The organism is Mycolicibacterium chlorophenolicum, from assembly GCF_001044235.1.
Taxonomy (GTDB): domain Bacteria; phylum Actinomycetota; class Actinomycetes; order Mycobacteriales; family Mycobacteriaceae; genus Mycobacterium; species Mycobacterium chlorophenolicum.
On the sequence record NZ_JYNL01000069.1, the window covers coordinates 436,886 to 455,936 of the forward strand.

The 19,051-nt window shown below is 69.8% G+C and carries 16 protein-coding genes and 1 pseudogene; 10 read left to right on the forward strand and 7 right to left on the reverse strand.

Going from position 1 to position 19,051, the window contains the following annotated elements; all coding sequences use genetic code 11:
- The first annotated feature begins 1 nt into the window (after window position 1).
- Window positions 2–1,486 (forward strand): lipase maturation factor family protein, encoded by a 1,485-nt coding sequence (locus MCHLDSM_RS31985; protein WP_048474151.1) that lies wholly within the window; start codon window positions 2–4, stop codon window positions 1,484–1,486.
- Between the two features lie 57 nt (window positions 1,487–1,543).
- Here the strand turns inward: MCHLDSM_RS31985 and MCHLDSM_RS31990 are convergent, their stop codons facing one another.
- A complete protein-coding gene (locus MCHLDSM_RS31990) occupies window positions 1,544–3,178 on the reverse strand; it encodes a fatty acyl-AMP ligase (protein ID WP_048420015.1) in 1,635 nt (544 codons plus the stop codon).
- A 306-nt stretch (window positions 3,179–3,484) separates the two neighbouring features.
- A complete protein-coding gene (locus MCHLDSM_RS31995) occupies window positions 3,485–4,453 on the reverse strand; it encodes a 4-(cytidine 5'-diphospho)-2-C-methyl-D-erythritol kinase (protein ID WP_048473745.1) in 969 nt (322 codons plus the stop codon).
- Window positions 4,454–4,504: 51 nt separating this feature from the next.
- Between MCHLDSM_RS31995 and MCHLDSM_RS32000 the strand changes: the two genes are divergently transcribed.
- Window positions 4,505–5,308, forward strand: coding sequence for a serine/threonine-protein kinase (locus tag MCHLDSM_RS32000; RefSeq protein WP_048473746.1), 804 nt, complete (start codon window positions 4,505–4,507; stop codon window positions 5,306–5,308).
- Between the two features lie 85 nt (window positions 5,309–5,393).
- Entirely contained in the window at window positions 5,394–6,911 is a 1,518-nt protein-coding gene (locus MCHLDSM_RS32005) for an amino acid permease (RefSeq protein ID WP_048473747.1), read from the forward strand.
- On the opposite strand, the gene rsmA is transcribed toward MCHLDSM_RS32005, so the two are convergent.
- The 3 genes from rsmA to MCHLDSM_RS32020 form a co-directional block, all read right to left on the reverse strand.
- Window positions 6,898–7,839, reverse strand: a complete 942-nt coding sequence (gene rsmA, locus MCHLDSM_RS32010; RefSeq protein WP_048473748.1) for a 16S rRNA (adenine(1518)-N(6)/adenine(1519)-N(6))-dimethyltransferase RsmA — start codon at window positions 7,837–7,839, stop codon at window positions 6,898–6,900. The genes MCHLDSM_RS32005 and rsmA overlap by 14 nt on opposite strands.
- Window positions 7,836–8,963 (reverse strand): resuscitation-promoting factor, encoded by a 1,128-nt coding sequence (locus MCHLDSM_RS32015; protein WP_048473749.1) that lies wholly within the window; start codon window positions 8,961–8,963, stop codon window positions 7,836–7,838. Before MCHLDSM_RS32015 ends, rsmA begins: the two co-directional genes overlap by 4 nt.
- Window positions 8,964–9,041: 78 nt before the next feature.
- On the reverse strand, window positions 9,042–9,905 hold the full coding sequence (locus tag MCHLDSM_RS32020) for a TatD family hydrolase (RefSeq protein WP_048473750.1): 864 nt from the start codon (window positions 9,903–9,905) through the stop codon (window positions 9,042–9,044).
- 17 nt (window positions 9,906–9,922) lie between these two features.
- Here MCHLDSM_RS32020 and metG point away from each other — a divergent pair.
- The 5 genes and pseudogenes from metG to MCHLDSM_RS32040 all read left to right on the forward strand — a co-directional run.
- On the forward strand, window positions 9,923–11,261 hold a 1,339-nt coding region (gene metG / locus MCHLDSM_RS32025), incomplete at its 3' end, for a methionine--tRNA ligase (RefSeq protein ID WP_234714260.1).
- 1 nt (window position 11,262) lies between these two features.
- Window positions 11,263–11,491, forward strand: a pseudogene (locus tag MCHLDSM_RS39970) (methionine--tRNA ligase); the annotation flags it as partial.
- Window positions 11,492–11,566: 75 nt separating this feature from the next.
- Window positions 11,567–12,748: an NAD(P)/FAD-dependent oxidoreductase gene (locus MCHLDSM_RS32030; RefSeq protein ID WP_048473752.1), complete on the forward strand. Its 1,182-nt coding sequence runs from the start codon at window positions 11,567–11,569 to the stop codon at window positions 12,746–12,748.
- A complete protein-coding gene (locus tag MCHLDSM_RS32035; protein ID WP_048473753.1) occupies window positions 12,745–13,629 on the forward strand; it encodes an RNA polymerase sigma-70 factor in 885 nt (294 codons plus the stop codon). The genes MCHLDSM_RS32030 and MCHLDSM_RS32035 overlap by 4 nt, the downstream gene beginning before the upstream one ends.
- A gap of 7 nt (window positions 13,630–13,636) precedes the next feature.
- Window positions 13,637–14,893, forward strand: a complete 1,257-nt coding sequence (locus MCHLDSM_RS32040; RefSeq protein WP_048473754.1) for an aminodeoxychorismate synthase component I — start codon at window positions 13,637–13,639, stop codon at window positions 14,891–14,893.
- Here MCHLDSM_RS32040 and rsmI read toward each other — a convergent pair.
- Window positions 14,849–15,685, reverse strand: coding sequence for a 16S rRNA (cytidine(1402)-2'-O)-methyltransferase (gene rsmI / locus MCHLDSM_RS32045; RefSeq protein ID WP_048473755.1), 837 nt, complete (start codon window positions 15,683–15,685; stop codon window positions 14,849–14,851). The two genes, MCHLDSM_RS32040 and rsmI, sit on opposite strands and share 45 nt — an antisense overlap.
- 24 nt (window positions 15,686–15,709) lie before the next feature.
- Here rsmI and MCHLDSM_RS32050 point away from each other — a divergent pair, with 24 nt between their 5' ends.
- Window positions 15,710–17,260, forward strand: coding sequence for a dolichyl-phosphate-mannose--protein mannosyltransferase (locus MCHLDSM_RS32050; RefSeq protein WP_048473756.1), 1,551 nt, complete (start codon window positions 15,710–15,712; stop codon window positions 17,258–17,260).
- 80 nt (window positions 17,261–17,340) lie between these two features.
- On the opposite strand, the gene arcA is transcribed toward MCHLDSM_RS32050, so the two are convergent.
- Window positions 17,341–18,549 carry an arginine deiminase gene (gene arcA / locus MCHLDSM_RS32055; RefSeq protein WP_048473757.1) on the reverse strand — a complete coding sequence of 403 codons (1,209 nt, stop codon included), beginning with the start codon at window positions 18,547–18,549 and terminating at the stop codon, window positions 17,341–17,343.
- A 46-nt stretch (window positions 18,550–18,595) separates the two neighbouring features.
- Here arcA and soxR point away from each other — a divergent pair, with 46 nt between their 5' ends.
- The gene (soxR, locus tag MCHLDSM_RS32060) at window positions 18,596–19,030 is read left to right on the forward strand and encodes a redox-sensitive transcriptional activator SoxR (RefSeq protein ID WP_048473758.1); all 435 of its coding nucleotides are present in this window, start codon (window positions 18,596–18,598) and stop codon (window positions 19,028–19,030) included.
- Window positions 19,031–19,051 lie beyond the last annotated feature (21 nt).

Sequence of the window (19,051 nt, forward strand, 5' to 3'; positions counted from 1 at the left end):
AATGCTTTTGCCGCGGCAGGCGACGGCGTTGACTGGAACCGTGCACGCGGACTGGTTCGCCGCACCGGGATACTGGCTGGCCCGGGAGGTGCTGCAGCGCGGGGTGGCGGCGGTGTGCCTGATCGCGTTCCTCGGTGCGGGCCGCCAGTTCCGCGCGCTGCTCGGATGCGACGGCATGCTGCCGATACCGCGTTTCGTCGCGCGGGTGCCGTTCCGGATCGCGCCCAGCATCTTTCACCTGCACTACTCCGACCGCTTCTTCGCCGCGGTCTGCTGGGCCGGCGCGGCACTGGCGGGCGCGATCGTCGCCGGAGCCGACGACGCGGTCCCGCTGTGGGTGGCGACGCTGGCGTGGCTGACGCTGTGGGTGGGTTACCTGTCGATCGTCAACGTGGGCCAGCGCTGGTACGGGTTCGGCTGGGAGTCGCTGCTGCTGGAGGCCGGCGTCCTGATGATGCTGCTGGGCAACGACGAGACCGCACCGCCGCTGCTGACCCTGTGGCTGCTGCGCTGGCTGCTGTTCCGCGTCGAGTTCGGCGCCGGGCTGATCAAACTGCGCGGCGATCCGTGCTGGCGTGACCTGAGTTGCCTGGACTACCACCACGAGACGCAGCCGATGCCGGGGCCGCTGAGCTGGTTCTTCCATCACCTGCCCCGGCCGCTGCACCGCGTCGAGGTGGCCGGCAATCACGTCGCCCAGCTGGTCGTGCCGTTCGGGTTGTTCTTCCCGCAACCGGTCGCGTCGATCGCGGCGGCGGTCGTCATCGTCACGCAGCTGTGGCTGGTGGCGTCCGGGAACTTCGCCTGGCTGAACTGGCTGACGATCCTCCTCGCGTTCAGCGCGATCGACCGGGCCGCGTTCGCCACGGTGCTGCCCGCACCCGCGGCCCCCTCACCGACGGCGACACCGGGGTGGTTCGCCGCCCTGGTGATCGCGGGCGCGGCGTCGACCGTGGTGCTGAGTTACTGGCCGGTGGCCAACATGATCGGCCGCACGCAGAAGATGAACGCGTCGTTCAACGCGCTGCGGTTGGTGAACACCTACGGGGCGTTCGGCACCGTCGGGCGCGTGCGCCACGAGGTGGTGATCGAAGGCACCGATGCGGCCCGGCCCACGCCGGATGCGGTGTGGAGGGAGTACGGCTTCCGGGGCAAACCGGGAGATCCGCACCGGATGCCGCGTCAGTGGGCGCCCTACCACCTGCGGCTGGACTGGCTGATGTGGTTCGCCGCGCTGTCGCCGGCCTACGCGCGGGAGTGGTTCGGACCGCTGATGGAGCGGCTGCTGCGGGGCGACCCCGCCACGCTGCGACTGTTCGGCCACAACCCGTTCCCCGACGCGCCGCCGCGCTACGTGCGGGCCCGACTGTACGAGTACCGCTTCACGTCCTGGCGCGAACTCCGCGAGGACCGACGGTGGTGGAACCGTGAACTCGTCGGCGAGTACCTGCCGCCCCGGACGATGAGCGGCCGCGAGCGTGCGTGACATGCCGTCTGGACGCGGCGTGTCGCGTGCAGACACGCTCGCTCGCGGATGGAGGGGCTACGTGACGAGCGAGACGGAGGTCGAGCGGCGCAGCTTGCCCGACGACGTCTTCGGGATGCTGCCCGGCCCGAGCACCACGACATTGCGCGGCCGCATCTCGACCTCGGCGACCACCTCGTGGGCGACCTGGTGCTCGATGCGGCGCACCTCGGCGGGGTCCTGCCAGGCGTTGGACTCGACGGCGACGGCGAAGGTCTCCCGCGAGTGCCCGGCGTCCAGGCGGACCGCGACCGCACACCCCGGCCGCACGCCCTCGACGCGGCCCGCCGCGCGCTCGATGTCGGTCGGGTAGATGTTGCGGCCGGCCATGATGATGACGTCCTTGACGCGGCCGCAGACCACGACGTGGCCGTCCTCGGTCAGGTAGCCGAGGTCACCGGTGTCGTACCAGCCGTGCTCGTCCTGCGCGGGGATGAACCCACCCATCGTCATGTAACCCGGCGTCACGCACTCGCCGCGCAGTTCGATGACCCCGACGCCGCGCGGCGGCATCACGTTGCCGTGGTCGTCGATGACGCGGGCCTCGAGGTCGGTGAGCAGCGGGCCGAGATCGGCCAGCCGCTTGGTGTTGCCCTTGGTGGCCGGCACGGCGCGGCGCAGCGCGGCCAGCAGGTCGGCGTCGACCTCGTCCACCACCAGGCCCGCATTGCACGGCGAGAACGACACCGCCAGCGTGGTCTCGGCCATGCCGTAGGCCGGCAGGATCGCCCCGGGGTTCAGGCCGAACGGCTTGCCCGCGTCCAGCAGGTCCTCGACGTCGGCGGGGTCGACGGGCTCGGCGCCCGACAGCGCGAACCGCAACGTCGACAGATCGAACTCACCGGGCTTGGCCTGCCGGCGCAGCCGCTTGGCGAACAGCGCATAGGCGAAGTTCGGGGCGGCGGTCATCGTGCCCTTGTACTTGTCGATGAGCTTGGCCCACAGCAGCGTGTCACGCAGGAAGTCCAGCGGCGTGACCTTGACCAGCTCGGCGCCGAAGTACATCGGGATGGTCAGGAAGCCGACCATGCCCATGTCGTGGAAGCAGGGCAGCCAGCTCACCATCACGTCGGTCTCGACGTCGTACTGCGCGCCGATGAACATCGCCTCGGCGTTGGAGTGGATGTTGCGGTGCGTGATCTGCACGGCCTTGGGCGACCCGGTCGAACCAGACGTCAGCTGCATCAGCGCCAGGTCGTCTTCGCCGACCTCGATCGGATCGATCGGCTCAGCGGCCAGGAGGTCCTCGACGGTCAGGACCGTGATGCCCTTCTCTTCCAGCACGGGGATCGCCACCAGGAACGGCTCGGAGACGATGACGGCCTTGGCCTCGATCATGCCGATGACGTTCATCGTGTCCTCGGCCCACATCACCAGGTCCGTGCGAGGGGTGGGCTGGTGCAGCATCGTCAGCGAGGCACCGCGCATCCACAGGCCCTGGGCCGTGGGAGCGATCTCGACGGGAAGGCCGGCGAGCACGCCGACCGCGTCCCCGCGCCCGACGCCCGCTGCGGCGAGTCCACCGGCGATGCGCCGAGCCCGCTCGTGCACCTCGCCCCAGGTGTGCCGAACCGGCTCATGGGGTTCGCCGGTGACCATGCCCCGGGTGGTGGTGCGGGCATTGCGGTACATCTTCTCGGTGAACTTGCTCACGACGACCTCCTCGCCGACATCTGCCCCTGTGCACATGCGCGTTTGCCATGTTCCGCCTGTTGAACGACCTTCGCATGGAGGCGCGCACACGTTTGGGCAGCGGTTTTGTCTCGAATCGGTGATGTCGCCGCGGCGCGGCCGGATCCGTTTGGACGCCCACCGTCGGTAGCGACGGAGGAATTCGCGTCCACTGCTCGACCGCTAGCTCTCACCGTCGCTCATCTTAGGAGACTCTTAAGTAACTGCCAAACGTGCGCGTGTATTGAGGCGTTTGTCACAGTTCTGGTGATCCGGTCCCGCGGACTCCTACACCGAGGCCGACGGGCTCGGCACGACCCGCGCGCCGTGCACCGGCCCGCTTGCCACCCGCACGGTCCGGCACACGCCGGCGCCGGCCAGTTCGGTGCCGACGTCGACGGCCGACCGGGCCGACGTGCACAGGAACGCACAGGTCGGTCCCGACCCGGAGACGACGCCCGCCAACGCGCCGGCCTCGACGCCCGCGCGCAGGGTGCGGCGCAGCGACGGGTCGAGCGTCAGCGCGGCGGGCTGCAGGTCATTGCCCAGCAACGGCGCGAGTTCGGCCGGATCGCCCGACGCCAGCGCGGCCAGCACCGGTTCCGCGGACTCCAGCCGGGGCGGCAGCGTGCGGTCCTGCGCTTCGCGCAGCCGGTCGATCTCGGAGAACACCGTCGCGGTCGACAGACCGCCGTCGGAGAACGCGAGAACCCAGTGAAAGGTGTTGCGGGTCAACACCGTTGCCAGTTCCTCACCGCGCCCGGTGCCGAGCGCGGTACCACCGTGCAGCGCGAACGGCACGTCGGAGCCCAGCTGCGCGGCCAACGCGTGCAGGTCACGCCGCGGCACCCCGAGCTCCCACAACTCGTTCATCGCCACCAGCACCGCGGCCGCGTCGGCGCTGCCGCCCGCCATGCCGCCGGCCACCGGAATGGTCTTGTCGATGGCGATCGCGACGTCCGGGGCGCGGCCGACGTGCTCAGCCATCAGTTCGGCCGCCCGCCAGGCGAGATTGCGGTCGTCGGTGGGCAGCGACTCGGCGCCTTCACCCGCCACCTCGAGCGTCAGCACATCCGAGGTGCTGACCGTCACTTCGTCGAGCAGCGACACGGCGTGGAACACGGTCGAAAGCTCGTGGTAGCCGTCCGCGCGGCGGTCGCCGACCTCGAGGTAGAGGTTCACCTTGCCGGGCACGCGGACCGTCACCGAACCGGTGGGAACCCACTCCGTAGCCGTATTTCCGTCGCGCGCGGACATCGCACGACCCTAACGCCGCGACGTGACGCGGGCGAACCCTACTCTGGAAGCGTGCTTTCGCCGGGCGACCGCTTCGAAGGCCGCTACATCGTGGAGGCCGTCATCGGCCGCGGCGGTTCGTCGACCGTCTATCGGGCCCGTGACACCCGGCCACCCGAACGCACCGTCGCGCTGAAGGTGCTCGCCGACCGAGCCCAACCCGCCGACGCGCAGGCCCGGCTGGATCGCGAGTTCGCCGTCGCCCGGGCCATGGCGCAGCCGCACGTCGTCGAGGTCTACGACCACGGCCCGGGATGGCTGACGATGGAACACCTCGCCGGCGGCCCGGTCTCCAGGCTGGCCACCATCCCCAACCGCCTTGCGGCGCTGACCCAGATCGCCGGCGCCCTCGACGACATCCACGGTCGCGACGTCGTGCACTGCGACGTCAAACCCGCCAACATCCTGTGCCACGCGGACTTCTACGCCGACGGCGCGGTGCTGGTCGACTTCGGCACCGCGCACACCCGCAACGAGAAGCCGCGGCCGCACGCAGGCGAGGTGACCGCGTCGCTGCCCTACTCGCCGCCGGAACTGCTGACCGGCGGGCCGGTCAGCGGCGCCACCGACGAGTACGCGCTGGCGTGCACCCTCGTGGAGATGGTCACCGGAGCACCCCCGTTCACCGCGGCCACCCGCATGGGCCTGACGGCCGCGCAGTTGAACAGCGTTCCACCCCGGCTGTCCCGTCGAATTGACTGGCTGCCAAGCGCATTCGACTCCGTGATGGCCAAGGCGCTGGCGAAGCAACCCGCCGACCGCTATCAGAGCTGCACCGAGTTGATGGCGCTGATTACCCGCATTCTGCGCGACTGAAACGTCAATCGCGTTCTGCCACTCTGTAACCCAGCGTTAACGTCGGCGAATTCCGCCGTGACACGACGGGGCTAGCGTCCCGCCCATGGAATCTGCCGTGCAGTACGACAACTCGGCCCTTGCCCACGAGGAAGAGGGCTATCACAAGGGCCTCAAGCCGCGCCAGCTGCAGATGATCGCCATCGGCGGCGCGATCGGCACCGGCCTGTTCATGGGCGCGGGCGGCCGTTTGAACACCGCCGGCCCCGGACTGTTCATCGTCTACGCCGTGTGCGGCGTCTTCGTGTTCTTCATTCTGCGCGCGCTCGGCGAGCTGGTGCTGCACCGTCCGTCCTCGGGATCGTTCGTCTCCTATGCACGCGAATTCCTGGGCGAGAAGGCGGCTTTCGTAGCCGGCTGGATGTACTTCTTCAACTGGGCCTGCACCTCGATCGTCGACGTCACCGCGATCGCGCTGTACATGCACTACTGGGGTGCGTTCAAGGCGGCCCCGCAGTGGACAATCGCGCTGATCGCGTTGATCATCGTGCTGACGGTGAACATGATCTCGGTCAAGCTGTTCGGGGAGATGGAGTTCTGGGCCGCGCTGATCAAGGTCGTCGCGCTGGTGACCTTCCTGGTCGTCGGCATCGTGTTCCTCGCGGGCCGGTTCACCGTCGACGGTCAGCCGACCGGTCTGTCGGTGGTCGCCGACAACGGCGGGATCCTCCCCACCGGCGCGCTGCAGCTGGTGCTCGTCACCTCGGGCGTGATATTCGCCTACGCCGCAGTCGAATTGGTCGGCACCGCGGCCGGTGAGACCGAGAACCCCGCCAAGGTGATGCCCAAGGCGATCAACTCCGTGGTGTTCCGCATCGCGGTGTTCTATGTGGGCTCACTGATCCTGCTGGCGCTCATGCTGCCCTACACCAGCTACAAGCAGGGCGAGAGCCCGTTCGTGACGTTCTTCTCGAGCATCGGCGTGCCCGCGGCGGGCGACATCATGAACTTCGTCGTGCTGACCGCCGCCATGTCGAGTCTGAACGCGGGCCTGTACTCGACGGGACGGATCCTGCGCTCGATGGCGCTGAACGGGAGCGCGCCGCAGTTCACCGCCCGGATGACCAAGCGCGGTGTGCCGTTCGCCGGTATCGCGCTGACGGCGGTGTTCACCGTGGTCGGCGTGTTCCTGAACCTGGTGGTGCCGGCCGAGGCGTTCAACATCGCACTCGACCTGTCGGCCCTGGGCATCATCGCGTCGTGGGGCACCATCGTCATCTGCCAGATCCAGCTGTACCGCTGGTCGAAGAAGGGGATCCTGGCCCGTCCGAGCTTCCGGCTGTGGGGCTCGCCGTACACGAGCTACGCCACCCTGGTGTTCCTCGTCGGGGTGACGGCGCTGATGTGTTACGAGAACTACTGGAATCTGGTCGCGCTGGTGGTGCTGGTTCCGGCGCTGGTGATCGGCTGGTTCGCGGTGCGCACCAGGGTGATGGAGATGGCCCGCGAGCGGGTCGGCATCACCGGCAACTACCCGATCGTCGCGGAGACGCCGTTGATGGACGAATACCTGCGTGCCGACAGCACGAAGGACAGCAAGAAGCCGGGTCCTACGAAGACGTGATGTGGGACTCGAGCCCGTCGGCGGTGGGCTCGGCAGTCACCGCCGGCGCCGGCTTGGGCACGACGTGCCAATCGGCGTTGCGCTGCAGCAGCCGGACGAAGTCCGCGACGCCCAGCGTCTCGCCCCGGCGGGACGGGTCGATGCTCGCGGCGAGAAGCCGGCTTGCTGACTCGTTGCCCGAGCCCGCCCACTCGGCGAACGCATTGCGTGCGGTCTTGCGGCGCTGCGCGAACGCGACGTCGATGAGCTCGAAGACCTGCTGCCGGAATTCCGGGTCGGTCGGCCACGGTGAGGTCTCGTAGCGGTCGATCCGCACCAGCCCGGAGTAGACGCGCGGGATCGGCCAGAACACCGTCGGGGACACCATGCCGTATCGGCGCACGTTGCCGAAGAACCGCACCTTCACGCTGGGCACGCCGTAGTCCTTGCCACCCGGCTCGGCGGCCAGCCGCTCGGCGACCTCGGCCTGCACCATCACCATGACGGTGCGGATGGACGGGAACTCGGCGAGAAGGTGCAGAAGCGCAGGAACAGCAACGTTGTAGGGCAGGTTCGCGACCAGGGCGGTGGGCTCGTCGGTGAGGTCCTCACGCTGGAAGGTGAGGATGTCGCGGTTGAGCACGTGCAGCCGGTTGATCTCGCTGTGCGAGTGATCGGCGACCGTGGTGGGTAGCTGTTCGGCCAGCACCGGGTCGATCTCGACGGCCGTCACGCGGGAGCCGCGATCGAGCAGCGCCAGCGTCAGCGACCCGAGGCCAGGGCCGACCTCGAGCACGTGATCGTTCCGGTTCACCCCCGATGCGGACACGATGCGGCGCACGGTGTTGGCGTCGTGCACGAAGTTCTGGCCGAAAGACTTGCGCGGCCGGAAGTCAATGGACTTTGCCAGGTGACGAATCTCAGTTCGCCCGAGCAGTCGAATTGTCACGACGCACCGATCCTCCCGCTACAGACCGGCCACGCTCCCCACCCTTGGCGTGCCCTGGTCACTTCAGCAATTGCGATCTGCTCTTCTCTGGTTGCCAGATCTGCCCGCTGAGCATACCTCAGACCACCGTTGCGCTCCCAGGTGTTTTGATCAAATTGGACGCCACCGAAAAATCCGTTACCGGTGTTGATGCCCCAATTACCTCCAGCTTCGCAACGCGCCAGCGCGTCCCACTGGCCCGGGTTGGACACCGGGGGCACCTCGGTGCCCGGCTTGGCACCGATGCGCAACACCCCGTCCCTGGCCGGAACAACAACGACATTGGCTACTGGCAGCCTGCCTGTCTCGACGCCGTTGACCCGCGCGATCGCGAAAGTGACGTCCTGGGTGCCCGGCATTCCGGGGTCTTCGACGATCTGGCGGCTCATGTTCAGCGACACGTCGGAGATGCGCTGGTTGTTCGGCGCGAGCGGGAGCCGCTCGGTGACCTTGTCGATCCGCACCCGGGTGACGGTGATCCGCATGCCATCCGCGATGGGAGCCGAGGGTGCTGGGTTCACCGTGTCACTTTGCTGAAGGGGGGCGCCTGCGGCGTCGAGCAGGGCCGCGACGTTCGGTGCGGCCAGTCGGACGGTCCGCGTCACACCCGCGTCGTCGAGCTGAACGGTCCTGGGACTCACCACTGGTAGCGCCATTCCACCCAGCGGGACACGGCTGCCGCGGCTTGCCGCGAGCGGCGCTTTGTCGGTCATCCGAAGCTGGGCGAGCGCCTCCTGCACGGTCGACGCGGTCGTCCAGACCTGCTCGGTCCCGCCACCGTCGGTGGAGATCTCGAGCGGCCGGCTGCGGCGCAGCACGATCGTGTCCGACTGGTGCACGGGGGTGTCGGCGGCCGGGAAGAGGTCGTCGCGGTCGGTGACGCCGAAGCCGTTCTCCTTCACGACGTCGATCACGCGGCTCTTCATCGTCGGCACCGTCATCGACGCGCCGTCCACAGTCAGTGTCACCGTTTTGTGGGACAGCACGGCCGTTCCGCCCGCGAAGATCAGCGCCAGCAAAGTCGCCGCGACGAGGACCCGCAGGATCGGCGAACGCGTCTGATGAAGTCTGGTGATGGCACTCACGATGTCGTCGACCCCAACTTCAGGACGCGCGCAGCTTCTGTACGCGCGTGGATTATCACAAGACGGTAACGAAAAGGCCTACGGGCGGCAACTCTGCAGGCCGTACGCTCGCTCCGCCGTCACCGAGGTCTGCTCGGCGATCTCTTCCGGCGCCCGGCCGACCACGTCGGCCAACGCTCGAACAGTGTAAGGGAGGCAGTAGGGCTCGTTCGGCGCGCCGCGGAAGGGGTGCGGGGTCAGAAACGGGGCGTCGGTCTCGACCAGCAGCTGGTCGACGGGGATCAGCGTGGCCGCTTCCCGCAGCTCACGCGCGTTCTTGAAGCTCACCGTGCCCGACAGGCTGAGCAGCCAGCCCGCGTCGACGCAGGAGCGCGCCATGGCCGGGCCGGAGGAAAAACAGTGGAAGATCACAGTCTCCGGGGCGCCCTCGGCGCGCAGCACGTCCAGCACCTCGTCGTCGGCGTCGCGGTTGTGGATCATCAACGGCTTCCCGCTGCGCTTGGCCAGGTCGATGTGCCACGCGAACGCCTCACGCTGGACCGCCGGCTCCGCGCACCCCTCCAGCCGCCCCGGCCAGTACAGGTCCAGGCCGGTCTCCCCGATCGCGACGACCCGCGGGTGCGCGGCCAGGCGCTCCAACTCGGCGCGGGCATCGTCGGTGAGTGCATCGGCCCGGGTGGGGTGCAGCGCCACCGCGGCGTAGACGCGGGGATCCCACTCGGCCGCGCCGGCGGCCCACCGGGCGGCATCGAGGTCGTCGGCGATGGTGACCACGGCCTGCACGCCCGCCGAGTTGGCGCGGTCCAGAACGGCCGCCACATCGTCGGCGGTGCGGGCCCCGCATGCGTCGAGATGGGTGTGAGCGTCGATCAGGGGCGTCAGCGGCTCGGGGACGGGGGGCGGCTCGCGCCGCTGTCGGGAGGAGGAGCTCACCGTCCACACCTTAGGGTGAAGCACAAATGAGCGAGCCCTACTACATCACCACGGCGATCGCCTATCCCAACGGCGACCCGCACGTCGGCCATGCCTACGAATACATCGCCACCGACGCGATCGCGCGCTTCAAGCGGCTGGACGGTTTCGACGTCCGCTTCCTGACCGGCACCGACGTGCACGGGCTGAAGATGGCCGAGACCGCCGCCCGCGAGGGGGTGCCGACCATCGAGCTGGCGCGGCGCAACTCCGACGTCTTCGAGCGGTTGCAGCGCAAGCTGAACGTGTCGTTCGACCGCTTCATCCGGACCAGCGACGCGGACCACTTCACGGCGTCGGAGGAGATCTGGCGGCGGATGGTCGACGCGGGCGACGTGTACCTCGACAACTACTCGGGCTGGTACTCGGTGCGCGACGAGCGGTTCTTCGCCGAGAACGAGACCGTCGTGGGCGAGGACGGGGTTCGCGTCTCCATCGAGACCGGCACCCCGGTGACCTGGACCGAGGAGCAGACGTACTTCTTCCGGCTGTCCGCCTACGCCGACCGGCTGCTGGCGCTCTACGCCGAGCACCCGGAGTTCATCGAGCCGGAGGTGCGGCGCAACGAGGTGGTCAGCTTCGTCTCCGGCGGGCTGCGTGACCTGTCGATCTCGCGGACCACGTTCGACTGGGGTGTCCCGGTGCCCGGCCACCCCGACCACGTCATGTACGTGTGGGTCGACGCGTTGACCAACTACCTGACCGGCGTCGGTTTCCCGGACACCGATTCCGAGCTGTACCGCCGTTACTGGCCCGCCGATCTGCACATGATCGGCAAGGACATCATCCGGTTCCACACGGTGTACTGGCCGGCCTTCCTGATGTCGGCCGGCATCCCGCTGCCGAAGAAGGTGTTCGCGCACGGCTTCCTGTTCAACCGCGGCGAGAAGATGAGCAAGTCCGTCGGCAACGTGGTCGACCCCAACGACCTCGTCGACACGTTCGGCGTCGATCAGGTGCGCTATTTCCTGCTGCGGGAGGTCCCGTTCGGCCAGGACGGCAGCTACAGCGAGGACGGCATCATCGCCCGGATCAACGCCGATCTGGCCAACGAGTTCGGCAACCTGGCGCAGCGCTCGCTGTCGATGGTCGCCAAGAACCTCGACGGCGTGGTCCCGCAGCCCGGCGATTTCACGCCGGAGGACCTCGAGATGCTCGCGCTCGCCGACGGGCTTCTCGAGCGGGTGCGCGGGCATTACGCGGCGACGGCGATGCACCTGGCGCTCGAGGCGATCTGGTCGATGTTGGGCGCGGCCAACCGCTACTTCTCGGCGTTGGGGTTCGAGACCCAGGACGTCGAAGGTGATGTCAGCGAGGAGAAGTTGGNGACCGATCCGCAGCGGTTCGCGACCGTGCTGTACACGACGCTCGAGGTGGTGCGCATCGCCGCGCTGCTGAGCCAACCCGTGATGCCGGAGTCGATGGCCCGGCTGCTGGACCTGCTGGGCCAGCCCGCCGACCAGCGGGATTTCCCGGCGGTTTCGGTCCGGCTGGTCCCGGGCGTCGCGCTGCCCGCGCCGGCCGGGGTTTTTCCGCGCTACCAGACCGCGGTGTGATACGCATCACGTCGTGTCACACCCGGACGGTCGCCGGTGTCTTGAGGTCACACGCCTTCGGACAAAGGAGACCTCATGACCGCACGACAGTTCCGCGTTCTCGTGATCGGCGGCGGTTACGCCGGTGTGATGGCCGCCAACCGGCTGACGTCACGTGACGATCTGGCGGTAACCCTGGTGAACCCCCGCCCACATTTCGTGGAGCGGATCCGGCTGCACCAGCTGGTCGCCGAAACCGGCGACGCGGCGGTCGATTACGAGCGGGTGCTCAACGATCGGGTACGGCTGGCCGTCGACAGTGTCGAGCGGATCGACACCGCCGCGCGCCGGATAGTGCTGGCCTCGGGCGCGACGCTGGACTACGACTACCTCGTCTACGCGGCGGGCAGCACCGGGGCCGTGCCGGCGTCGGTGCCGGGCGCCGCCGAGTTCGGGTTCTCGCTGAGCGAGTGGGAACCGGCGGCGCGCCTGAAGGCCCGGCTGTCCGACCTCGCGCTGCCGGCGCCGATCGTCGTCGTCGGCGGTGGCCTGACCGGCATCGAAGCCGCAGCCGAACTGGCCGAGGCCGGCCGCCCGGTGACACTGGTGAGCACGGTCGTCGGGCCGTCGCTGAGCCGGCCTGGCCGCCGCTCGGTGACCAAGCGCCTGCACAAGCTCGGCGTGGTGCTCGTCGAAGGCGACGCCGCCACGGTCACCGCGGTCGGACCCGACCACGTCGCGCTGGCCGACGGCCGGATCATCGCGAGCGCGGTGACGGTGTGGGCCGCCGGCTTCGGGGTGCCCGGCCTGGCGGCCGCCAGCGGACTGACCACCGACGGGATGGGTCGCGTGGTCACCGACGAGACGTACACCAGCGTCGACGACGACCGCATCGTCGCCGCCGGCGACTCCGCGGCGCCGTCGCGGCGGGCCTACCGGATGAGCTGCCAGGCCAGCCTGCCGATGGGCGTGCTGGCGGCCGAGACCGTGCTCGCCCGCATCGCCGGCGAGTCTCCTGCCACGGTGTCGGTGCCGATGACCGCGCAGTGCATCAGCGTCGGCCGACGCGCGGGCACCCTGCAGGTCCAGCGCGCCGACGACACCCCGATCGCGCTCTACCTCGGCGGCCGTACCGGCGCGCTGATCAAGGAGCAGGTGTGCCGGTGGACGGTGAAATGGATGGCCGGCGAGGCCGCCGAGCCCGGCTCCTACCGCACGCGCAAGGGCCCCGACCGCAGCACCGCACCGGCCGCCGATGAGGCGATCGGCGTCCGATGAGCGACGAACACGCCGAGCGGTTCACCGCGCTGCGGCCGCTGCTGTTCACGATCGCCTACGAAATCCTCGGCAGTGCAACCGAATCCGATGATGTGCTGCAGGAGAGCTATCTGCGGTGGGCACACGTCGAGCTGGCCACCGTCGCCGACACCAAGGCCTATCTCGCCCAGCTCGTCACCAGGCAGGCACTCAATGCGCTGCGGGCGCAGTCGCGGCGCAAGGAGACCTACGTCGGGCCGTGGCTGCCCGAACCGCTGCTCACCGATGTCGACCCGTCGGCCGACGTGGTGCTCGCCGAGTCGGTGTCGATGGCGATGCTGGTGGTCCTGGAGACGCTGAGCCCCGACGAGCGTGCGGTCTTCGTGCTGCGCGAGGTGTTCGGGTTCGACCACGACGAGATCGCCGCGACGATCGGGAAGTCCACCGCGGCCGTCCGGCAGATGGCCCACCGCGCCCGCGAGCACGTGCAGTCCCGGCGCAAGCGGTTCGAGCCCGTCGACCCGCAGTTCTCCACCGAACTCACCACCCGGTTCTTCACCGCCGCCGCGACCGGCGACCTCGACGGCCTGATGGCGATGCTCGCCCCGGACGTGGTGTGGACCGCCGACAGCGACGGCAAGGCCAGTGCGGCCCGCCGCCCGGTGGCGGGCGCGGAGCGGGTGGCCCGGCTGGTCATGGGCCTGGTGCGGCTGGGCGGCGCCGGCGGCCGGGTGGAGCCCGCGATCTACAACAGCGCGCCCGCGCTGGTCCTCTACACCGGCGAGCACCTCGAAGGCGTGGTGCTCATCGAGGTGGTCGACGGCAGGATCGCGAACTTCTACGCGATGCGCAATCCGGAGAAACTCGCCACGGTGACCGTGCCGCGACGCATCGGCCGATAATGACCCGGTGCGCATCGACCGACTCGGCGAGCTGGGCAGCGCCCCGACGGTCCTCGCTGCACTGGCCGCCGCGGCGTCGCGGCGCGGCCTCGCCCCACCGGCGGCACTGACCGGCGAGTGGTTCGGTTCGCGGGCGGTGATCGCCCCGTCGGTGACGCTGTCCGAGGTCGCACCCGGCGAGGTGTTCGCCGTTCCCGTCGGGGCGCACGCGGACGGCGCGGTCGGCGGCGGGTGGTTCGGCTATCTGTCCTACCCCGACCCGGGAGCCGACGGCCGCGGACCGCGGCTTCCCGAGGCGGCCGGCGGCTGGTCGGACTGTGTGCTGCGGTGCGCCGCCGACGGCACCTGGTGGCATGAAAGCCTCTCCGGAGCAACGCTTTCCGGCTGGGTCACCGAGGCGCTGCGGGAGCCGGTCAGCGCGCGCGGCGCCACGATCGCGTGGGGTGACGCCGACCGGTCGGCGCACCAGCGCGGCGTGCGCGACTGCCTCGAGGCCATCGCCGCCGGCGAGGTCTACCAGGCGTGCGTCTGCACCCAGTTCACTGGCACGCTCGACGGCGCCCCCGTCGACTTCTTCGTCGACGCGGTGACGCGGACCGCTCCGGCCCGCGCGGCGTTCCTCGCCGGCGACTGGGGCGCGGTGGCGTCGCTGTCCCCCGAGCTGTTCCTGCGCCGGCACGGAGAGGCCGTCACGTCGAGCCCGATCAAGGGCACCCTGCCCCGGCACGCGGATCCGGCCGCGCTGCGCGCGTCGGTCAAGGACGTCGCCGAGAACATCATGATCGTGGATCTGGTGCGCAACGACCTCGGCCGCATCGCGCAGACGGGGTCTGTGACGGTGCCCGAACTGCTCGCGGTCCGTCCGGCCCCCGGGGTGTGGCACCTGGTGTCGACGGTGGCGGCGCGGGTGCCCACCGACGTCCCCACCGGCGCGCTGCTGGAGGCGACGTTTCCGCCCGCGTCGGTGACCGGCACCCCCAAGCAGCGGGCGCGCGATCTGCTCCGGCAGTGGGAGCCGCGACGCCGCGGCGTGTACTGCGGCACCGTCGGTCTGGCGTCGCCCGTCGCCGGCTGCGAACTCAACGTCGCGATCCGCACCGTCGAGTTCACCCCGTCGGGCAGCGCGGTCCTCGGCGTCGGCGGCGGCATCACCGCGGACTCCGACCCGGTGCGCGAATGGGAGGAGTGCCTGCACAAGGCGGCCCCGATCCTCGCGTCGTCAGTCCCGGGCCCGCAGCACCGCGTCGTAGAGCTCCCGGCGTGACGGCGCCCCGGGATGCGCCGCGACCACCTGGGCGCACGCATCCTTGACCCGCAGCCCCTCGGCGACCAGCCGGTTCACCTCCGCCACCAGGCTGTCCGGGTCCGCGACCGGCGTCGCGCCCGCGAGCACGACGGTGATCTCCCCCAGCACCGGGCCGGTGGCCCACTCCGCCAGCTCCCCGAGCGTCCCGCGCACGATCTCCTCGTGCGTCTTGGTCAGCTCCCGGCACACCACCGCGCGACGGTCGGGTCCCAGCACCGTCACCGCGTCCCGCAGGCAGTCACCGAGCCGGCGCGGCGATTCGAAGAACACACACGTGCGGGGCTCGGCGGCCAGCGTCTGCAACCACGAGGTGCGCGCCGACTGCTTGCGCGGCGCGAAGCCCTCGAAGCAGAACCTCTCCGACGGCAGCCCGGCGACCGCGAGCGCCGTCGTCACCGCCGACGGGCCCGGCAGGCACTGCACCGGCAGGCCGGCCTCCACACACGCCGCGACCATCCGGTAGCCGGGGTCGCTGATCAGCGGCATGCCGGCATCGCTGACCAGCAGCACCGTCGCGCCGCCGCGGATGTCGTCGAGCAGCGCCGGCACCCGTGACGCCTCGTTCTGGTCGAAGAGGCTGACGATCCTGCCGACCGGGCGCACCTCCAGCGCGTTGGCCAGCGTGCGCACCCGGCGGGTGTCCTCGGCGGCGATCACATCAGCGGTGGCCAGCGCCCGGATCAGGCGGGTCGACGCGTCCGACGGCTGACCCAGCGGCGTGGCACCGATGAGCAGTCGTCCAGCGGCCATGCCCCACAGCCTACGATCGCAGGCGTGACCGCCCCGCCCGACGAGCTCGTCGTCGACCAGCGCGCGGTCCCCGTCATCTCTCCGGGCCCCCTGGTGCCGGTCGCCGACTTCGGCCCGCTCGACCGGTGGCGCGGCTGGGCGATGACCGCCGTCATCACCGCGCTCGCCGCGGTGACCCGTTTCCTCAACCTGGGGTCGCCCACCGACGCGGGCACGCCGATCTTCGACGAGAAGCACTACGCGCCGCAGGCCTGGCAGATGCTGCACAACCACGGCGTCGAGGACAACCCGGGCTACGGCCTGGTGGTGCACCCGCCGGTCGGCAAACAGATGATCGCGCTGGGCGAGGCGCTGTTCGGCTACAACGGTGTGGGCTGGCGCTTCACCGGCGCGCTCTGCGGCGTCGTGCTGGTGCTGCTCGTCGTGCGGATCACCCGCCGCATCAGCCGGTCCACGCTGGTCGGCGGGATCGCCGGGCTGCTGCTGATCGCCGACGGCGTCAGCTTCGTGATCGCGCGGACCGCCCTGCTGGACATCTTCCTGGTGTTCTTCGTGGTCGCGGCCTTCGGCTGCCTGATCGTCGACCGGGACCAGGTGCGGGAGCGCATGCACGTCGCGCTGCTGGACGGCCGGATCGCCGAGACACCGTGGGGTCCGCGGCTGGGCGTGCGCTGGTGGCGATTCGGGGCCGGTGTCCTGCTCGGGCTGGCCTGCGCCACCAAATGGTCGGGCCTGTACTTCGTGCTCTTCTTCGGGGCGATGAGCGTCGCGTTCGACGTCGCGGCGCGCAAGCAGTACCGGGTGCCGCGGCCGTGGCTGGGCGCGGTGCGCCGCGACGTCGGGCCGTCGCTGTACGCGATGGTGCTGATTCCGTTCGGGGTGTACCTGGGCTCGTACGCGATGTGGTTCGCCTCGGAGACCGGGGTGAACCGCTACGAGGTCGGCCGCTCGATCGGACCGGACAGCGTGCTGCCGATCCCCGATGCGCTGCGATCGCTGTGGCACTACACCTATGCGGCGTACCGGTTTCACTCCGGCCTGACCAATGCCGACGGCAACCACCACCCGTGGGAGTCCAAGCCCTGGACGTGGCCGATGTCGTTGCGGCCGGTGCTGTACGCGATCGACAACCAGAATGTGCCCGGCTGCGGTGCGCAGTCCTGCGTCAAAGCGGTGATGCTGGTCGGCACCCCGGCGATGTGGTTCATCGCGGTCCCGGTGCTGGGCTGGGTGCTGTGGAAGGCCTTCGTCAAACGCGACTGGCGGTATGCGGTGCTGCTGGTCGGCTACAGCGCGGGCTTCCTGCCGTGGTTCGCCGACATCGACCGGCAGATGTACTTCTTCTACGCCGCGACGATGGCGCCGTTCCTGGTGATGATGATCGCGATGATCCTCGGCGACATCCTGCACGCCCCGAGACAGACCGCCGAGCGCCGAACGCTCGGCCTGCTGGTGGTGAGTTGCTATGTGGCGCTGGTGATCACGAACTTCGCGTGGATGTATCCGATCCTGACCGGGCTGCCGATCTCCCAGAGCACGTGGAACATGCAGATCTGGCTACCGTCCTGGCGCTGACCGACTTGCCCGCGGAATAGCATTCCTGGTCGCTGCCACGCGGAAATCGCAGCCCGGAATGCGCTTCCGCGGCAGAACGGTCAGAGCGGGTCGCGGGCGGCGGGGCATGACATGCAGCGTGGTCCGCCGCGGCCGGTGCCCAGTTCCGAGGCCGAGATCGCGAGCACCTCGATGCCCGAATCCTCCAGGCGCGCATTGGTTTCGGTGTTGCGCTCATAGGCCACCACCACACCCGGCGCGACGGCCAGCGTGTTGTTGCCGTCGTCCCACTGCTCGCGCTCGGCGGTCACCGGGTCGAGGCCGGTGTCGATGACCCGCAGCTTGCCGATGCCCATCGCGTCGGCCGCGGCCTCGACGAACGGGGCGGCCCGGTCGATGCGGACCCCGCCCGCGGAACGGCGGATCGGGAACGCGGTCAGCGAGTCGACGATGTTGGGATACATCACCACCGCGTCGGTGTCGACCATCGTGCACACGGTGTCCAGGTGCATCTGCGCTCGCTCCTGCGCGATCGGCACCGCCAGCACGGTGTGCGCGAGGCCGTCGTCGAAGAGGCTGCGCGCCAGCGCCTCCGCACCCGCCGGCGTCGTCCGCTCCCCCACGCCGACCGCGACCACGCCGGGCGCCAGCAGCAGCACGTCCCCGCCCTCGACGGGCGCCGACCGCGACTCGTAGGCGCGGCGCACCCCGAGGAACCGCGGATGGTGCGCATAGATCAGGTCGGTCAGCGACGTCTCGCGCACCCGCGCATGCATGGCCAGCGACGTGATGGCCACCCGCGGCCCGATCCAGAACGACGAGTCGCGGGTGAACAGCAGGTTGGGCAGCGGGTCGATGACGAAGTCGCCGCCGTGGTGCATGCGCCGCACCAGCGACAGCTCGTGCTCGCCGAAGGGCAACTCGTCGAATGTCATCCCGGCCATCAGCACGTGCGCGAGTGCACCCGCATCGAGGGTTCGCAAGTACGTCGAGAGTTCCTGCGCCAGCGGCACACCCAGCCGTCGCGCGTCGACCGCGGCCGAGATCCCGTGCATGCGCGCGGCCCCGCTGTGGGCGAGCGCCTCGGTCAGCAGGTCACCGAGCAGCAGCACCTCGACTCCGCGGGAGCGCAGCAGCGCGGCGAACGCGTCGTGTTCCTCCTGCGCCCTGCTCACCCACGGCAGCCCGTCGAACAGCAGCGTGTCGTTGTTGCGGGGCGTCAATCGCTTCAGCTCGGCCCCCGGACGGTGCAGGATCACCGTCCGCAGCGTGCCGACCTCCGAGTTGCATCCCAGCGCCACGTCCGTCACATCTAGCACCGTAGCGCCAAAACTCACCTCAACTAGGGTTGAGGTCATGGACAGGGCGCACGAGCTCACTCCTGGCGAGATGTCGGTCCGCAGCGGCGTGGCGGTGTCGGCGCTGCACTTCTACGAGCGCGAGGGTCTCATCGCGAGCAGACGCACGAGCGGGAACCAGCGCCGGTACGCGCGTGAGACCCTGCGCCGCGTCGCATTCATCCGGATGTCCCAGCGCCTGGGCATCCCGCTGTCCCGTATCCGCGAGGCGCTGGCGACGCTGCCCGACGATCGGATACCGACGAGCAAGGACTGGGCGCGGCTGTCGGCGGGCTGGCGCGAGGACCTCGACGAGCGCATCGTGCACCTCGAGCGACTCCGCGACAACCTCACCGGGTGCATCGGCTGCGGGTGCCTCAGCCTGAAGACGTGCGCGCTGGCCAACCCGGACGACGTGCTCGCCCAGCACGGCCCCGGCGCCGCCCGCCTCTGACGTCATCGAACGTCTGTGCGA